Origin of the sequence: Pseudomonas sp. H1h (assembly GCF_000633255.1) — a bacterium.
Classification (GTDB): Bacteria; Pseudomonadota; Gammaproteobacteria; order Pseudomonadales; family Pseudomonadaceae; genus Aquipseudomonas.
Window position 1 is genome coordinate 1 of the sequence record NZ_AYMJ01000032.1, and the last position, 16,505, is coordinate 16,505.

The window sequence follows — 16,505 nt, forward strand, 5'->3', positions numbered from 1 at the left end:
GCTCCCACAGGGGGAATGCGATGTTGCGGGTTAACGGTGACGGTATCGAAGCCATCCGCCCCGAAGACCCGCGCGAACTAACGGCCTGACCCAAAAACAACTGTGGGAGCGGGCTTGCTCGCGAAAGCGCCCGATCAGTCAAAGAATATGTCGACTGACACGACGCCTTCGCGAGCAAGCCCGCTCCCACAGGGGGAATGCGATGTTGCGGGTTAACGGTGACGGTATCGAAGCCATCCGCCCCGAACACCACCGCGAACTAACGCCCTGACCCAAAAACAATTGTGGGAGCGGGCTTGCTCGCGAAAGCGCCCGATCAGTCAAAGAATTTGTCGACTGACACGACGCCTTCGCGAGCAAGCCCGCTCCCACAGGGGGAATGCGATGTTGCGGGTTAACGGTGACGGTATCGAAGCCATCCGCCCCGAAGACCCGCGCGAACTAACGGCCTGACCCAAAAACAACTGTGGGAGCGGGCTTGCTCGCGAAAGCGCCCGATCAGTCAAAGAATATGTCGACTGACACGACGCCTTCGCGAGCAAGCCCGCTCCCACAGGGGGAATGCGATGTTGCGGGTTAACGGTGACGGTATCGAAGCCATCCGCCCCGAACACCACCGCGAACTAACGGCCCGACCCAAAACAACTGTGGGAGCGGGCTTGCTCGCGAAAGCGCCCGATCAGTCAAAGAATATGTCGACTGGCACGACGCCTTCGCGAGCAAGCCTGCTCCCACAGGGGGAATGCGATGTTGCGGGTTAACGGTGACGGTATCGAAGCCATCCGCCCCGAACACCACCGCGAACTAACGCCCTGACCCAAAACCAACTGTGGGAGCGGGCTTGCTCGCGAAAGCGCCCGATCAGTCAAAGAATTTGTCGACTGGCACGACGCCTTCGCGAGCAAGCCCGCTCCCACAGGGGGAATGCGCTGTTGCGTTATTCGATGAAGGTGACAACGCCATCCTTCAGCGATTTGACGCGAGCCAGCGATTCAACGCGATAGCCCTGCGAATCCAGTTCGGCACGGCCGCCCTGGAACGACTTCTCGATGACAATGCCCAGGCCGGCCACGGTGGCGCCAGCCTGCTTGATGATCGAGATCAGCGCCTGCGATGCCTTACCGTTGGCCAGGAAGTCGTCGATGATCAGCACGCGATCGCTGCTGGTCAGGTGACGCGGGGAGATGGCCACGGTGCTTTCGGTCTGCTTGGTGAACGAGTAAACGGTCGCCGACAGCAGGTTTTCCGTCAGGGTCAGGGACTGGTGTTTGCGGGCGAAGATCACCGGCACGCCGAGGTTCAGACCGGTCATGATCGCCGGAGCAATGCCCGAGGCCTCGATGGTAACGATCTTGGTGATGCCGGAGTCCTTGAACAGCGTGGCGAATTCGTCGCCGATCAGCTTCATCAGGGCCGGGTCGATCTGGTGGTTCAGAAAGGCGTCGACTTTCAGGACCTGATCGGAAAGCACGATGCCTTGTTCGCGGATTTTCTGGTGCAATGCTTCCATGAAGCTGTCCTCGTTCAGCGCTTGTGCGCCCTAAGCTTTAAAAAAGTGGTCAATTCTAGCGCTTTAACATCGCGCGTATATCAGCCAGTGCGCTATTGCCTCGCACGGCTTTGACTTCGGTCGGTGTGTCGTCGTTGCCTTCCCACGCCAGATCGTCCGGCGGCAGCTCATCGAGGAAGCGGCTTGGCGCGCAATCGATGATCTCGCCGTACTGTTTGCGCTTGGCGGCGAAGGTGAACGCCAGGGTCTGACGCGCGCGGGTGATGCCCACGTAGGCCAGGCGGCGCTCCTCTTCGATGGTGTCGGCTTCGATGCTGGAGCGGTGCGGGAGAATTTCCTCTTCCATGCCCATGATGAACACGTAGGGGAATTCCAGGCCCTTGGACGCATGCAGGGTCATCATCTGCACGCCTTCGGCGCCGTCTTCCTCTTCCTGCTGACGTTCCAGCATGTCGCGCAGGACCAGTTTGCCGATGGCGTCCTCGACGGTCATCTCGCCGTCTTCGTCTTTTTCCAGGGTGTTCTTCAAGGCTTCGATGAGGAACCAGACGTTGCTCATGCGGTAGTCCGCAGCCTTGTCGCTGGAGCTGTTGGTGCGCAGCCAGTTCTCGTAGTCGATGTCCATGACCATGCTGCGCAGCGCCGAGATCGGGTCTTCGCCGGCGCACTGCTCACGGACCTTGTCCATGAAGCGCTTGAAGCGCGACAGGCGATCGGTGAAGCGGCTGTCCAGATGCTCGCCCAGACCGATTTCGTCAGTGGCGGCGTACATCGAGATCTTGCGCTCGGTGGCGTAGTTGCCGAGCTTTTCCAGAGTCGTGGAACCGATTTCCCGGCGCGGCACGTTGATCACCCGCAGGAAGGCGTTGTCGTCGTCCGGGTTCACGATCAGGCGGAAGTAGGCCATCAAGTCCTTCACTTCCTGACGGCCGAAGAAGCTGTTACCGCCGCTCAGACGGTACGGCACCTGATGGTGCTGCAGTTTCAGCTCGATCAGCTTGGCCTGGTAGTTGCCGCGATAGAGGATAGCGAAATCGCTGTACGGGCGATCGGTGCGCAAGTGCAGGCTGAGGATTTCCATGGCCACGCGCTCGGCTTCGGCGTCCTCGTTGCGGCAGCGGATCACGCGGATCTCGTCACCGTGGCCCATCTCACTCCACAGCTGCTTTTCGAATTCGTGCGGGTTGTTCGAGATCAGCACGTTGGCGCAACGCAGGATGCGGCTGGTGGAGCGGTAGTTCTGCTCCAGCATCACCACTTTCAGGGACGGATAATCGTCCTTGAGCAGCATCAGGTTTTCCGGCCGCGCGCCGCGCCAGGCGTAGATCGACTGGTCGTCGTCGCCCACCACGGTGAACTGGTTGCGCTTGCCGATGAGCATTTTCACCAGCAGGTACTGGCTGGCGTTGGTGTCCTGGTATTCGTCGACCAGCAGGTAACGCACCTTGTTCTGCCACTTTTCAAGAATGTCGGCATGCTCTTCGAAGAGCTTTACCGGCAGCAGGATCAGGTCGTCGAAGTCCACCGCGTTGAACGCCTTGAGCGTGCGCTGGTAGTGGGTGTAGACGATGGCGGCGGTCTGCTCTTTCGGATTACGCGCGTTCTCCAGCGCCTGCGGCGGCAGGATCAGGTCGTTTTTCCAGGCGCCGATCATGTTCTTGATCTCGTCGACACCGTCGTCGCCCGCGTATTCCTTCTGCATGATGTCGGTCATCAGCGCTTTGACGTCGGTCTCGTCAAAGATCGAGAAACCGGGTTTGTAGCCCAGCCGCACGTGTTCCTTGCGGATGATGTTCAGGCCCAGGTTGTGGAAGGTGCAGACTGTCAGGCCGCGACCTTCGCCGGCGCGCAGCAGCGTCCCGACCCGCTCCTTCATCTCGCGCGCGGCCTTGTTGGTAAAGGTCATGGCGACGATGTACTGGGCGCGGATGCCGCAGTTCTGGATCAGATGCGCGATTTTGCGCGTGATCACGCTGGTCTTGCCGGAGCCAGCGCCGGCGAGCACCAATAGAGGGCCGCCGACGTAGTTCACGGCTTCTTGCTGCCGGGGATTGAGTCGGGACATACGAAAATTCGGGAGTCGTTGACGAAATGGGCCGGCATTTTAACAGGCTCAGCGATTTGTGCTGCTCTCTCCGACTTGTGACGCACCGCGCGATTCAAATTTGCCGGTTTTGTTACTTTCGCGGAGGATGCACGGTGATTTTGCGGCTAATGTTCTCATTCGTGACACAAAATAACGTTCTGATAATCGTTGTCATTGAACATCGCAACGGCATAATGCCCCGCCCACATCATTGCAGAGTCTAGGGAGCTAGCTTGTCTACGCCTGTCGAACCCTTGCGTTTGCTGCTACTGGCCGAAGAGCCAGCGTGGACAGCGTTATTGCGCGAGTGTCTGGCTCCGATGGGGAGCGCGGCGGTGCTGATCAGCGCGCCGAGCTGGGAGTCGGTCAGCAGTCTGTTCGAAGACAACCGCCATGCGGTGTTGTTGACCGTTGCCGCGTTGCAGCCGGCCCCGGGCCGTTGCAGCCTGCCGACAGTGTTGCTGCTGGATCACGAACCGGCCACCGCGCCCGATGGCGTCAGCGACTGGCTGGTGTTCGACGCCCTCGACGCCGGCATGCTGCGTCGTTGCCTGCGCCATGTGCGTGAGCGCGGCGTGCTGGAAAACACCCTGCAACGCCTCGCTGAACAGGATCCGCTGACCGGCATCGCCAATCGCCAGGGGTTCCAGACCTTGCTCACAGCGCGCCTCGCAGAGAATGACGGACGTGGCCTGGCCCTCGGGCATCTCGATCTCGACAACTTTCGTCACGCCAACGATGCCCTTGGCCATCAGGCCGGCGATCGCCTGATCCTGCAGGTCGTTGCGCGGCTGAAAAGTCAGCTGGAGGCCGGTGATCAACTGGCGCGCCTGGGCAGCGACGAGTTTGCCCTGCTGATCGACACCCGCCGTGCGCCGCAACGCGCCGAGTGGATGGCCGAACGCATCACTGAAGCCTTGTCCGAACCGTATTGGGTCGATGGCGAAAGCCTGTTGATCGGCTCCAGCCTTGGCATCGCCCACGCCCGCGCACAAGGTGGCGCCGACCCGCTGATGTGGCATGCGCACATCGCCATGCAGCAGGCCAAGAGCACCCAGGGCTGCACCTTCCACATCTTCAACGAACGCATCAACCGCAATGCGCGGAGCATGGCCGACCTCGAAAGCGAGCTGCGCAGGGCTTTGCGTCGCGATGAGCTGGAGTTGCATTACCAGCCACGGCTTAATCTTGAGGACGGCCAGATTGTCGGCCTCGAAGCGCTGGTGCGCTGGCGTCATGGCGAGCGGGGTCTGCTGCCGCCGAGCGAATTCGTGCCGCTGGCCGAACAGAGCGGGTTGATCGTGCCACTGGGTTACTGGGTGATTTCCCGGGCCCTGCGTGACATGCAGGCCTTGCGCGAGCGAGGCCTGCCAGCGCTGCACATGGCGATCAACCTGTCGTTCCGCCAGTTTCAGGACAGTCAGCTGTTACCGACATTGAGCCGGTTGATCGCTGAGCGAGGGGTCGAGGCGCAGTGGCTGGAGTTCGAGCTGACCGAGACCGCCGTGATGCGCCGCAGCGATCTGGTCAAGCAGACCATGGACGCCCTCGGCCGCCTCGGCGTGCGTTTCTCGCTGGACGACTTCGGCACCGGGTTTTCATCGTTCGTGCACCTCAACAGCCTGCCGATCACCTTGCTGAAGATCGACAAGAGCTTCGTTGGTGGCATGGAACAGCGCGAAGAGAACCGCAAACTGGTGCACGCGATGATCAATCTCGCGCACAACCTGCACCTGGAAGTGGTGGCGGAAGGGGTCGAGACGCCGGAGCAACTGGAACTACTGCGCGGCTTTGGCTGTGATCAGGTGCAGGGCTATCTGATCAGCCGGCCGTTGCCGTTGGCGGAACTGGTGGAGTACCTCACCTTCGGCTCAAGCCAGCAGTCAGCCCTCGAAATCGTGAGCTGACCACAACATTCCGCTGGATACATAACTCCCCCTGTGGGAGCGGGCTTGCTCGCGAAGGCGCCATGTCAGTCAAAGCATATGCTGCCTGACCCAGCGCTTTGGCGAGCAAGCCCGCTCCCACATGGAGGCCTCAGTCAGTCTGAGGGACCGTGAACGGACTTGATGCTCCCGGCTCCAGCCGAATCATCCGCTTCATCTTCCATTCAAACGCCAGCGTCAGGCTCACCGCCGCACACGCCAGGCCCAGCGCCAGCCCCCACCACACGCCGGTCGGCCCCCAGTTCAAGTGGAACGCCATCCACCACGCCGCTGGCGCGCCGATCAGCCAATAGCAACCAAGGCCGACCAGGAACGTGGTCTTGGCATCCTTGAGCCCGCGAATGCAACCCATGGCGATGGTCTGCGTGCCGTCGAACAACTCGAACCACGCCGCCACGGCCAGCAGGCTCACGGCCAGACGAATCACCTCGGCAAACGCCGGGTCGTCATGGTCCAGAAACAGGCCGACCAACTGGTTCGGCAGCAACCAGAACACCATTGCAAAACCCAACATCACCACCGCGCCGAATACGATGCCGACCCGCCCGGACATCCGCGCATCGCCCAGTTGCCCGGCGCCGTAATGCTGGCCAACGCGCATGGTGATCGCGTAGGACATCCCCGCCGGCACCATGAACGCCACCGAAACGATCTGCAGGGCGATCTGGTGTGCGCCCAATTGCGTGCTGCCCATGGTGCCCATGCACAGCGCGGCGAAGGCGAACAAGCCGACTTCTACTGCATAGGTGCCGCCGATTGGCAGACCGAGACGCCACAGCTCTTTGAGGTACTGGCGATTCGGCCGCGACAGGCCCGCGCGCAACGGATAAGCGTCGTAGGCCGGATGCCGACGGATGTGCCAGGCCAGCGCCAGCGCCATGCAGTTGGCGACAATCGCCGTGACCAGGCCGATGCCCGTCAGGCCCAATTTCGGCAGGCCGAACATGCCGGTGATCAGCGCGTAATTGAGCAGGAAGTTGGCGACGGTGCCGCCAAGGCTGATGACCATCACCGGCGTCGCCCGACCAATCGCGCTGGTGAAGCCGCGCAGAGCCATGAAGCTCAGGTAGCCGGGCAGGGCGAACGGCAGGGCAATCAGGAACTGCCCGGCGGCGTTGACGTTGGTTTCGGTCTGGCCGAACAGCAGCAACACCGGTTTGAGGTTCCACAGCAGCAGCGCAGCGCCGAGCGCCATCAGCCACGCCAGCCACAACCCGGCCTGAGTCAGGCGTGCGGCGCCGATAATGTCGCCGGCCCCCTTGCGAATCGCCACCAGGGTGCCGACCGCCGCGATCACGCCGATGCAGAAAATCGACACGAACGAATAGCTCGCAGCCCCTAGCCCGCCACCGGCCAACGCTTCAGGGCTCAATCGCGCCATCATCAAGGTGTCGGTCAGCACCATCAGCATGTGCGCCAACTGTGAAGCAATCAACGGCCCCGCCAGCCGCAGGATGGCCCAGAGTTCGGTACGCACAGGATGCTGCATGGTCATCACCACTCATTGAAAGAGGGAACAGGGGACCGTCGATTCTCGGCGCTTGGCAGCGTTTGCACAAAGGGATAAAAAGGATGGGTGGCATGATTAAAACTCATCATGAAAGAATTCTGCCAGGTTGGCTGCATCCCGCTACTGGAGCTTGGTATATGTCTCGTCGTCTTCCACCCTTGTATGCCCTGCGCGCATTCGAAGCGGCAGCGCGGCACAGTTCGTTCACCCGCGCCGCTGAGGAACTGTCGATCACCCAGAGCGCGGTGAGTCGGCATATTCGTACGCTTGAAGAGCATTTTGCCTGCAAGCTGTTTCACCGCAGCGGACGCAACCTGCAACTCACCGAGTCCGCCCGGATGCTGTTGCCGGGGATTCGCGACGGCTTTGCTGCGCTTGAGCGCGCCTGCAACACCTTGCGCGCCGAAGACGACATCCTGCGCATGAAAGCACCATCGACCCTGACCATGCGCTGGCTGCTGGCGCGGCTCAGCCGCTTCCGTCATCTGCAACCGGGCAACGAGGTGCAACTGACCAGTGCCTGGATGGACGTGGACTCGGTCGACTTCAACAACGAGCCTTTCGACTGCGCGGTGCTGCTCAGTGACGGGCATTTCCCGCCGGACTGGGAGGCCAGCCTGCTGTTTCCCGAAGAGCTGATTCCGGTCGGTGCACCGAACCTGCTGAACGATCAACCCTGGGATGTCGCGCGCTTGGCTGCCACCGAGTTGCTGCACCCGACCCCGGATCGGCGTGACTGGCGCAGTTGGCTGGAGCACATGGGGCTGTCCGATCAGGTCTCGCTCAAGGGCGGACAGGTGTTCGATACCCTTGAACTGGGGATGATCGCGGCGGCGCGCGGTTACGGTGTGTCGATGGGCGATCTGCTGATGGTTGCCGAGGATGTGGCGCAAGGGCGCTTGAGCCTGCCGTGGCCGACCGCCGTCGCCAGCGGGCTGAATTATTACCTGGTGTGGCCGAAGACCCGGCCGGGAGGTGAGCGTTTGCGCCGCCTCAGCGACTTCCTGCAAGGCGAAGTGCGCGTGATGGCGCTGCCGGTGGTCGAGCGCTTGAGCTGAAACGTTCGAGCCGCCACAATGCCGGCCTTGCGCCATAACCCCGCTGTTTACTCAAGTATTCGCTTTTACCGCCGAAAATGAGCAGGTGGGACCGTCGTGCCGGTTTCCACGATTTCACCCCCCATATTAGAAAATTTCCGAGCAGATGCTGCGATCAAGGAGGATCCGGTGGCTCGGCCAGGAGCTGTCCATGTCTCAACCTCGCGCCCGGATCGCCTCGCAGCTGGGCCTCGCGCTCGCTGTGATCCTTGCGATCGTCATCAGTGGCAGTACGGTGTTCGCCCTGCGTTCGCTGGATACCGCCAACCTCGCCACCCGTGAAGAACACCTCGCCAGTGAGGCGCGGCTGCTGGCCGATCAGTTGAGTACCTTCCACGGCACGCTGCGCGAAAGTACGCAGCGCCTGAGCGGATTGTTCGAGAAACGCTTCAGCGCGGGCCTGAGCATTCACGCGGATGAGCCGGTGACGGTTGCCGGTACCCAGACGCCGGGCCTGCATCTGGGCAGCGAAGTGCTGAACAACAACTTCAAGGAAGTCGACGAGTTCAAGCAAATGACCGCCGGTGTCGCCACGCTGTTTGTGCGCAGCGGCGAAGACTTCGTTCGGGTCAGCACCTCGCTGACCAAACAGGATGGCACGCGCGCCATCGGCACCTTGCTCGACCATGCGCACCCGGCCTATGCGAAGTTGATGGCGGGACAGGGCTATGTCGGTCGCGCCTTGCTGTTCGATCGTTCCTACATGACCCAATACACCCCGGTGCGCGACGGCAGCGGCAAGGTGATTGCGGTGTTGTTCGTCGGTTTCGACTACACCGATGCGCAGAACGCCCAGTTCGACAACCTCAAGCGTTTCCGCATCGGTCAGAGCGGCTCGCTGGCGCTGTTGGATGAGCAAAACAAATGGCTGGTTGCGCCAGCGGGTGTGCAGGCACTGGATCAGGCAGTGCCGGTGATCAACGGTCTGGCCAGAAAACCGGGTAAAGGCGAGTTCTGGAGCGACACCGCCGAAGACTTCTACAGCATCGCCGTACCGTTCGAAGGCGGGCCGTGGTCGGTGGTGGCGAGCATGCCGAAATCCGAGATTCGCGCCGTGACCTGGAGTGTCGGCACGCAACTGGCCATCGGCAGTCTGCTGGCGATGCTGATCGCGGTGGGCGCGGCGATGTGGCTGCTGCGCAGCAAGCTGCAACCGCTGGGCGATCTGGTACGTCAGGCCGAAGCCTTGGGCGCCGGCGACCTGAGCGTGCGCCTGAATGTGTCGAGCAACGACGAAATCGGCCAGTTGTCCCGCGCGTTCAACCAGATGAGCCAGGCGCTGTCGACCATGGTCGAGCATATTCGCCGCTCCTCGGAAGAGGTCAACAGCCGTGCCCAGGCGCTGTCCGGGTTGTCCGGTGGCGCGTACGAGGGCATGGAGCAGCAGTCGGGCGAGATCACCAGCATGGCCGGTGCGGTGGAAGAGTTCAGCGCCACCTCGCTGAACATCGCCGACAACATGGGCAACACCCAGCGTCTGGCGCAGGAAAATGCCCAGCAGACCCAGATCGGGCGCACCTCGATGGAAGAAGCCTCTTCCTCGCTGGAGCAAATCGCTGGTGCGCTGAACACCACCGCTAGCGTGATCAACACCCTCGGTCAGCGTTCCCAGGAAATCGGCGGCATCGTCAGTGTGATCACCTCGATTGCCGAACAGACCAACCTGCTGGCCCTCAATGCGGCCATTGAAGCGGCCCGCGCCGGTGAGCAGGGCCGTGGTTTTGCCGTGGTGGCTGACGAGGTGCGCAACCTGGCGTCGCGTACCCGTCAGGCGACCGACGAAATCTCCGGGATGATCCACAGCATCCAGCAGGAAACCGGCAACGCCATCAGCACCATGGAGCAGGGCAATCTGCTGATGCAGGAAGGCCTGTCGCGCAATGCCAACGTGGCCTCGGCGCTGGCGCGGATCGATGAGCAGAGCCGTTCGGCAGGGCAGCAGTTTGCGGCGATCACCACGGCGACGCAGGAGCAGAGCAGCACGGCGACGTTGCTCAGCAGTAATTTGCAGAGCATCGCACTGGCCAACAGTGAGCAGCGCGAAGTGGTTTCCAATCTGGCGGTCACCGCCAAGGAACTGGAGAAGCTGGCCGCCGATCTGCGCTCCGAGGTTGATCGTTTCCGCTGATGCGGCGTGCCGGTTACTGGTACGCGGAGAGGTCTTCGCTGGAGTCGACCTCTCCCCATTCTCCTGAATAGGCAACGGCCTCGATCGCGACTCGACCGGCGTCGATGACACGCTGCAGGGTATTGGTCATGTGCATCTTGTCGCACTGGTCCGAGGTTAATTCGCCCCGCAGCCGCACGACCTCTGCCCAACCTGCGGGCGTGAAGCGCAGCAGCCCCATGTACTGGCCTTCGACTTCCTCCACCGAATGCGGTTTGTTGCCGATTTCGGCCAGCGTGTTGTCGCTATTGAGCCGGAACGTCTCGGCATCCAGCAGTGGATCGCCAAAACGCTGAGTCCACAACGCCAGCCAATGGGGGTCGTAGGTGACGGCCAGCGACGCTTCGCTGGCCATCAGCGACCGGACGGCGTCCGGGCTGTAAAAAATGTCCGAATAACTGACGATGCATGGCTGGCCCTCAAGCCAGGACTCGGCGCAGGCCAGCGACGACACCATGTTGGTGTCGGCCCAGCGAGGGTTGTGAAATTCGCTCAGGCCCCGGTCGGCCAACAATTCGCGCTTGTAGCCGGTTACCACGGCGATTTCACTGATGCCCGCTGCGCGCAACGATTGCAGTTGCCATTCGAGCAAGGGTTTGCCGCGCAATTCGACCAGACACTTTGGTCGTTCATCGGTGAGGCTTTTCATGCGGCTGCCACGTCCGGCAGCCAGAATAATGGCTTTCACAGCAGTGCTATCCCAACGGTTGTTGAATGGTGTCGGCCTCGCCGAACAACAGCTTTATTCGCTGAACGTCGTGCGATGCAAATTGTGCCTCGCGCTCCGGGTGCCACATCCAGCCCTCCCAAGGCAGAAACAGATGCCGGATCGCTTCGATTTCGCCATCCTCACTGCGCGCCAGGACTTCAAAGCCTTGCGGGCAACCGGCGAGAGACTGGCTGTGATAACTGTTTACGTCAGCGACGATCCGGCCAGACAGCCGATGCTGGGTACGCACATGCCCGCTGACCGCTTTCAGTTCGCTGCCAGACCAATGCCCCAGCATCTGCATGCCGCGGCAGATACCCAGCACTGGCAGGTTGCGTGCGCGGGCGTGATCGAGCAGGCACGCCTCCGTGTGATCGCGAGCCGGGCACTGGCCGATGTCGTTGCCGCCGGACAACACCAACGCCTGGGGTGCTATGGCTGCCAGCCAATGATCGAGGCTGGCGCCGACCAATCCGTTCGGTACCGGCACGGGAGTGAAGCCCGCCGCCAGCAGGAAACCGACCAGACGCTGATCCAGGGCATCGCGCGTTTCGCCACGCTCAGGGTGCAGGTCCACGCGCTGACTGACAGCGACAAGCGTCATGTCATCATCTCCACCCGGCGCCCCGGGCAATCCAGATGCAGGATATCCGCCGTCGACCAGCGCCGGTAAAGCACTTCACCAGCACCAATGACAGCCGGCAGGCCGAGCTCACCGGCACGGATCGCCATGTGCGAATTGGCTCCGCCCCACGCGGTGATCAGCCCGGCAATCGGGTACGCGAACAACCAGTCGAACCCGGGATCCGCGTTGGGGATGCAGACAATCGCCCCGGCCAGTTTTTCCCGGTCATCGCATTGCACCACGGGCGCGGTCACACGTTTTTGCGTGATGAAGTTGGGGGCCGTTTCCGGCCACTCGAAGCTCCAGACATCTTCCGGGCGGGTGATCACGGGCGGCAGCGAAACCTTCAGCGTTTCGGCGTAGCGCGCCTTGCCCTGCTCGATACTGCGCAGCAGCACGTCTTGCGGATCGGCGGCGGCAACGTGCAGTTCCTGAAAGGCGCTGATATCGCAATAGGCCAGCTCTTCACGGTCGATGCCGTACTCGGCGCCGACCTGCGCGATCAGCGCCAGGGCGTCCGAGAGGTTGCGGGTGAAATGAAACTTGGCCAGCTCACGCAGCTCGATGCCGTTTTGCAGGAAGTCCAGCAGTCCCACCGGGTCCGGTTGCAGGCCATGGGCCTCGAGCAGTTTCACGATCTCGCGCATCTGCGGCAGCGTCAGCGAAAACGGCTGCAGAGGCTCAGGAGCGGCTGGCCGCTGGTCCCAATCGAAATAGAGCTCCGGTGCTTCATCGTAGCGCGGCGACAGAATGTCGTAGGTGCCCGGACGCAAATGTCCATAGCGCGCCAGGAAAGCGGACTTGTCGAGCGTCGCCCGATCACGGGCCAACTGACCGCTGACGGTCGAAACCCCAGCCATGAACGCATCGTAATCGGCCTGCGAGAAGACCCCGACGCTGACCAGCGATCTGAGCATCTGCACCGCAACGAAGCCCGCACGGGCGAGCCCGGCGAAGGGCAGGGTGCCGTAGCGTTTTGCGTCTTCCAGCAGCCAGTAGATGCGTTCGAGCGGGTCGGCGTTGGAGGCCAGCAGCTCTTCGCGGCGGGCATTGAGCACGTCGAGTTTGTTGGCGTCACTGCGCCACAAACCATCCTTGGGGTGCACGATACGGTTGGTCAGTTTGCGCAGACTGGAGCTGATGGCTTCCAGTTCGAGGTCGCTAAAGCCCGCATCGGCCAGACGCTCGAGCTGTTGCGACAGGTCCAGTGTGTAGCAGGAGAAAACGATCTCGAACTCTACCTTGTCGTGCAGGGTCGGCTCCGCCAGCAGGCGATCGATGTAGTAATCGACCAGCCGTCCGGCCAGCCCTTCATCAAGGTCGGCCGGGATGAAGGAGTTGAATGACAGACGCACATCGATATACGGCAAACCGAAAAAATGCGGCATCAGCGGGAAGCTGCGCAAGTTGCGGTAGCCATAGTTGTGACGCTGGTAAGCCCAGATGGAGTCGGTCACCAGATCGCGATACAGCGACAGCGCCAGCGGTTTGGGACGGATACCGATGATCTCTGCCGGGTTCCAGTCGGGCATTACGCCGTAGACGGTGCGCTGGCCGATCAGGAACGGATGCGGGCGCATACCACGCGCGACTTTGCGCTCGATGCTTTGCAGGCGTGCAGCCTGCGTTGCGTCGGACTCTGCCGGTGCCGGCAGAATCAACGGCCGCGCCTGCAATAGCCACAAGATCTCGCCGTCGGCTTCACGCGTCACCGCGAACTCGCAATCGACGGGACCACCGCCGAACAGTTCCAGCAGATCCTCAAGCAAGGCAATGATCGGTGAGAGGGACGCAGGCGCTGAAGCGGGACTGTGCGCCGCCTGCTGCCAGAGCCGTCCGCCCATGCCGCCGGTGACCGATGCGGTGTCGTCACCTTCCGACCAGTTAATCACTCGATAAGGCGCGCAGGTATTCGGGTCGTGGGAAAATGCCACGCCGGAGCGAATCACGTTACCGAGCATGGGCTGAATCATCACCTCATCGCTCAGGTGCGCCTCGCCATAACTGGCGATAACCTGTTCAACCGCCGACTCAAGCCCTGCTTCCTCGACATTCGGCACCGAGAGAAACGCACCGGCGAAAGAAGCCTGGGCGCTGTCTTCGCGGCCACAGCTGGAGCGCACGATCCAGGAGGTGGCGGGCAGCCGTCTCTGGAGATCCTGAATGCAGGCGCGCCGGTCCGCTTGCCACTGCGCCACGGTGAACGCGAGCAGTGGCGCAATACGTGCCGACGCGAGCCGCCCTTGCAGGCGCGACAGGGTGCCGGCCTTGGTAGAGAAATGCAGGGCCATCAGGCGTTATCTCAGCTGAGCGACCCAGATATTTGTCGAGTACGGAATCTGGATCGACGGCGTCTGCAGGCTTTGCAGGTAATCGTCGATGGCACTGATGACTTCGTGAAATTTCGCGCCCGCCTGACGCTCCAGCGTGGCGTGGGAGCGCCAGGCTTCCAGGCACTCTGCGATGGATTGCTCGTGGATGACCCGCGCATCCAGATGCACGACCGGGCCAAACAGCTCACTGGCGTCGATCACGGCGGTCTGGTCTTCACGGCGGGTACCGTAGCCATAATCGGCTACGCGTTCTTTGATGATGGCTTCGATGCGCGCCTGAATCGGATCTTCCAGGTTGCGGTGGTTCCACATGCAGGCAAACCAGCCACGTGGCTTGAGAATGCGCGCGGTTTCCTTGAGCGCCTGCTGACGGTCGCAGACATTGAAGGAACTGCCGAAAGTGACCATGTCGAATGCTTGCGCTGCTTGCCCGGTCACTTCACCGGTGCCTTCGTGCCATTTGACATTGGCCAGCTCGGCGGTGCGCTTGATGCCATTGGCACGCATCGCATCGTTGGGTTCCACTGCCGTGACGTCCAGACCGCGGGCGGCCAGCATCAGGGTCAAGTGCGCAACACCGGCGCCGACATCACAGAACTTGTCGCCTTGCTCGGCACCCGCGATCGACAGCATGGCGTCAATGGCAGCATCGGCGTAGTCAGGGCGTTTCAGGTAAGCATCAGCCAGGGTGGTGTAGTCCCATTCGGTTTTCATACTCAGTTCCTTCTATAAATTTTGTTGATCAAATCTTCTGCCAGGCTTTGCCTGGAGCGCTGAGGGTCGAACTCCACAAGCCAGTCTGCCGCTTGCGGCTCGTCGATGGTCAGATCAAGCCCGGCAACGTTGTGCAGTTCACCCGCATCGAATCGACGGTAGATTCCTTTCGGATCGCGGCGCCGCAACTCCTCGACCGGGACTTTCAAATAAACTTCGAAATAGCCGGGCAGGTGAGCGCGATTCCATGCATGGACTTCGCGAAACAGCGAAATCGTTGCGATCACCACGGTCTGGCCTTGCGCGGCGATCATCCGGCACAAGTGGGCATATTGCATTGCCAGTGCCAGTCGCCCTTCACGGCCATGGTTTTGCGAGTTGGCGGCGGTTGCGCCGAATACCTCGCGCAATTCATCGCCATCGAGCATGACCACCGATTGTCCTGCTGTGCGCAGTCTGGCGACGAACTCACGGGCCAGCGTTGACTTGCCTGCTCCCGAAAGACCCGTAATCCAGATTACCTGTCCACCAGCTTCACATTTCATAGCGTTCTGACTTGTGTTCGATTCGAGTGTATCGGCAGGCTGTTTCCTCGCATGAGGTCAGGCGTGCGTTATTTTAATGTTTGTCGCGCTGGTTAATGTCCCCGAAAGAGTCAATCGAGAACGAACAGAACTTCGACTCGTGCCGGTACTCAATCAAGTCATGGAACACTTCCTGAGACTGGGGCAAGTCACTGTACTGTGCCTGGTAGAATTTATTGTATATGTAGTGGCTCTGTTCTTTTCCTAGCAGGCTGAACCCGAGTGCCATATCTCTTAGTTCCTCGCTGCTTCTGGCGATGGGCAACATGTTTTCCATTTGCGCTAACCAGGCGTCGACCGTGAGATTGCTTTCGTCGGTAAAAGGCACGTAGTAAATCGGCAACTTGCAGGTATTAAGCATGAACGAGACACCGCCGGTGGATGCATCGGTAATGATGGTGTCGCATTGTTTGTAGAACACCGTGCTGCTGGTGCCTGCCACGTCGACGGTTATCCATTCATAGGCGGCGAGTTCCTGGCACAGCGCTTTCACTGTCGGGTGGGAAAGCTCGGCCATGTACGGGCGCAAGATGAATTTTGCGTGGGGGATCTGCGACTTGACCGCATTGATCACCGTTTGCAGGTTTTCATACAGTGTCGCTCCGTTCGGGCAGATACCCAGCTGGGTCGGCAGAAGCCCGACAACATAATCGTCCGAGGTTTTGTGCGATGGCGGTGCGGATTCGAAGATGCCGGGAATTTTCACCGGCAGCGTAGCCACTGGGCTGGTGTTACGCATATCCGAACGCAAGGCCAACCCATCGGTCAGCATCGTTTTCAGGGCCTTTCGGTCGCGACGGTATGCCTGCAAACCCGCCGTAAGCAAATCAAAGCCCGACCGGGATGAAGAGATGATCGCATCCCAGTACGAGGTCAGTTCTGCATAGTAATACTTGTCTTTGGTCGGCATTCCGACATTGCCGTGACTGATGAAGATGGCAAAGTTTGAATCATCCAGCAGGCGTCCGGCATAGGCATCATTTGAGATGACGATCTGCGATTTCAGACCGGCAATGTAATCATTGCCCACCTGCTTGACCGGGAAGTCGAGGATGGCTTCGACGTCCTCTTTGCTTAAACCGGTACGGTCAGTATTCAGCACGACACAGTTATACTTGCCCCGAAGCGAGTTGAGCGCCGGAATCAGATACTCAAGATAGGTTTTGCCGCCATCAGCCACGTTACTGATCAAAAAAACATTTTTCATGATGAGGTTTTGCTTTT

General features: G+C 60.9%; 12 protein-coding genes. 3 read left to right on the forward strand and 9 right to left on the reverse strand.

Going from position 1 to position 16,505, the window contains the following annotated elements:
• Window positions 1-937: 937 nt before the first annotated feature.
• Window positions 938-1,510 (reverse strand): xanthine phosphoribosyltransferase, encoded by a 573-nt coding sequence (locus tag U862_RS0126855; protein WP_025113230.1) that lies wholly within the window; start codon window positions 1,508-1,510, stop codon window positions 938-940.
• Between the two features lie 55 nt (window positions 1,511-1,565).
• On the reverse strand, window positions 1,566-3,575 hold the full coding sequence (rep, locus tag U862_RS0126860; RefSeq protein WP_025113231.1) for a DNA helicase Rep: 2,010 nt from the start codon (window positions 3,573-3,575) through the stop codon (window positions 1,566-1,568).
• 254 nt (window positions 3,576-3,829) lie between these two features.
• Between rep and U862_RS0126865 the strand changes: the two genes are divergently transcribed.
• Window positions 3,830-5,503 (forward strand): bifunctional diguanylate cyclase/phosphodiesterase, encoded by a 1,674-nt coding sequence (locus U862_RS0126865; protein ID WP_025113232.1) that lies wholly within the window; start codon window positions 3,830-3,832, stop codon window positions 5,501-5,503.
• 130 nt (window positions 5,504-5,633) lie between these two features.
• Here the strand turns inward: U862_RS0126865 and U862_RS0126870 are convergent, their stop codons facing one another.
• The gene (locus U862_RS0126870) at window positions 5,634-7,031 is read right to left on the reverse strand and encodes a NorM family multidrug efflux MATE transporter (protein WP_025113233.1); all 1,398 of its coding nucleotides are present in this window, start codon (window positions 7,029-7,031) and stop codon (window positions 5,634-5,636) included.
• A gap of 158 nt (window positions 7,032-7,189) precedes the next feature.
• On the opposite strand from U862_RS0126870, the gene U862_RS0126875 reads away from it, so the two are divergent.
• Together U862_RS0126875 and U862_RS0126880 are read left to right on the forward strand one after the other, a co-directional pair.
• Window positions 7,190-8,110 carry a LysR substrate-binding domain-containing protein gene (locus U862_RS0126875; protein ID WP_025113234.1) on the forward strand — a complete coding sequence of 307 codons (921 nt, stop codon included), beginning with the start codon at window positions 7,190-7,192 and terminating at the stop codon, window positions 8,108-8,110.
• A gap of 190 nt (window positions 8,111-8,300) precedes the next feature.
• Window positions 8,301-10,277 (forward strand): methyl-accepting chemotaxis protein, encoded by a 1,977-nt coding sequence (locus tag U862_RS0126880; protein ID WP_025113235.1) that lies wholly within the window; start codon window positions 8,301-8,303, stop codon window positions 10,275-10,277.
• A 13-nt stretch (window positions 10,278-10,290) separates the two neighbouring features.
• Here U862_RS0126880 and U862_RS0126885 read toward each other — a convergent pair whose 3' ends face one another.
• From U862_RS0126885 to U862_RS0126910, 6 genes are all read right to left on the reverse strand, one after another.
• Window positions 10,291-11,004: a phosphocholine cytidylyltransferase family protein gene (locus U862_RS0126885; RefSeq protein WP_025113236.1), complete on the reverse strand. Its 714-nt coding sequence runs from the start codon at window positions 11,002-11,004 to the stop codon at window positions 10,291-10,293.
• 7 nt (window positions 11,005-11,011) lie between these two features.
• Complete coding sequence (locus U862_RS0126890) at window positions 11,012-11,629, reverse strand: gamma-glutamyl-gamma-aminobutyrate hydrolase family protein (RefSeq protein ID WP_025113237.1); 618 nt, start codon at window positions 11,627-11,629, stop codon at window positions 11,012-11,014.
• Complete coding sequence (locus U862_RS0126895; RefSeq protein ID WP_025113238.1) at window positions 11,626-13,941, reverse strand: PEP-utilizing enzyme; 2,316 nt, start codon at window positions 13,939-13,941, stop codon at window positions 11,626-11,628. The genes U862_RS0126890 and U862_RS0126895 overlap by 4 nt, the downstream gene beginning before the upstream one ends.
• Window positions 13,942-13,947: 6 nt before the next feature.
• Window positions 13,948-14,697, reverse strand: coding sequence for a class I SAM-dependent methyltransferase (locus tag U862_RS0126900; RefSeq protein ID WP_025113239.1), 750 nt, complete (start codon window positions 14,695-14,697; stop codon window positions 13,948-13,950).
• Between the two features lie 2 nt (window positions 14,698-14,699).
• Window positions 14,700-15,242: an adenylyl-sulfate kinase gene (locus U862_RS0126905; RefSeq protein WP_025113240.1), complete on the reverse strand. Its 543-nt coding sequence runs from the start codon at window positions 15,240-15,242 to the stop codon at window positions 14,700-14,702.
• Between the two features lie 73 nt (window positions 15,243-15,315).
• Window positions 15,316-16,488 (reverse strand): hypothetical protein, encoded by a 1,173-nt coding sequence (locus tag U862_RS0126910; RefSeq protein ID WP_025113241.1) that lies wholly within the window; start codon window positions 16,486-16,488, stop codon window positions 15,316-15,318.
• Between the last annotated feature and the right edge of the window lie 17 nt (window positions 16,489-16,505).

What these genes read in the sequence shown, in the direction of transcription:
- U862_RS0126855 (WP_025113230.1), bottom strand. Translation starts at nt 1,510, where the DNA reads ATGGAAGCATTGCACCAGAAAATCCGCGAACAAGGCATCGTGCTTTCC.
- rep (WP_025113231.1), bottom strand. Translation starts at nt 3,575, where the DNA reads ATGTCCCGACTCAATCCCCGGCAGCAAGAAGCCGTGAACTACGTCGGC.
- U862_RS0126870 (WP_025113233.1), bottom strand. Translation starts at nt 7,031, where the DNA reads ATGCAGCATCCTGTGCGTACCGAACTCTGGGCCATCCTGCGGCTGGCG.
- U862_RS0126875 (WP_025113234.1), top strand. Translation starts at nt 7,190, where the DNA reads ATGTCTCGTCGTCTTCCACCCTTGTATGCCCTGCGCGCATTCGAAGCG.
- U862_RS0126880 (WP_025113235.1), top strand. Translation starts at nt 8,301, where the DNA reads ATGTCTCAACCTCGCGCCCGGATCGCCTCGCAGCTGGGCCTCGCGCTC.
- U862_RS0126890 (WP_025113237.1), bottom strand. Translation starts at nt 11,629, where the DNA reads ATGACGCTTGTCGCTGTCAGTCAGCGCGTGGACCTGCACCCTGAGCGT.
- U862_RS0126895 (WP_025113238.1), bottom strand. Translation starts at nt 13,941, where the DNA reads ATGGCCCTGCATTTCTCTACCAAGGCCGGCACCCTGTCGCGCCTGCAA.
- U862_RS0126900 (WP_025113239.1), bottom strand. Translation starts at nt 14,697, where the DNA reads ATGAAAACCGAATGGGACTACACCACCCTGGCTGATGCTTACCTGAAA.
- U862_RS0126905 (WP_025113240.1), bottom strand. Translation starts at nt 15,242, where the DNA reads ATGAAATGTGAAGCTGGTGGACAGGTAATCTGGATTACGGGTCTTTCG.
- U862_RS0126910 (WP_025113241.1), bottom strand. Translation starts at nt 16,488, where the DNA reads ATGAAAAATGTTTTTTTGATCAGTAACGTGGCTGATGGCGGCAAAACC.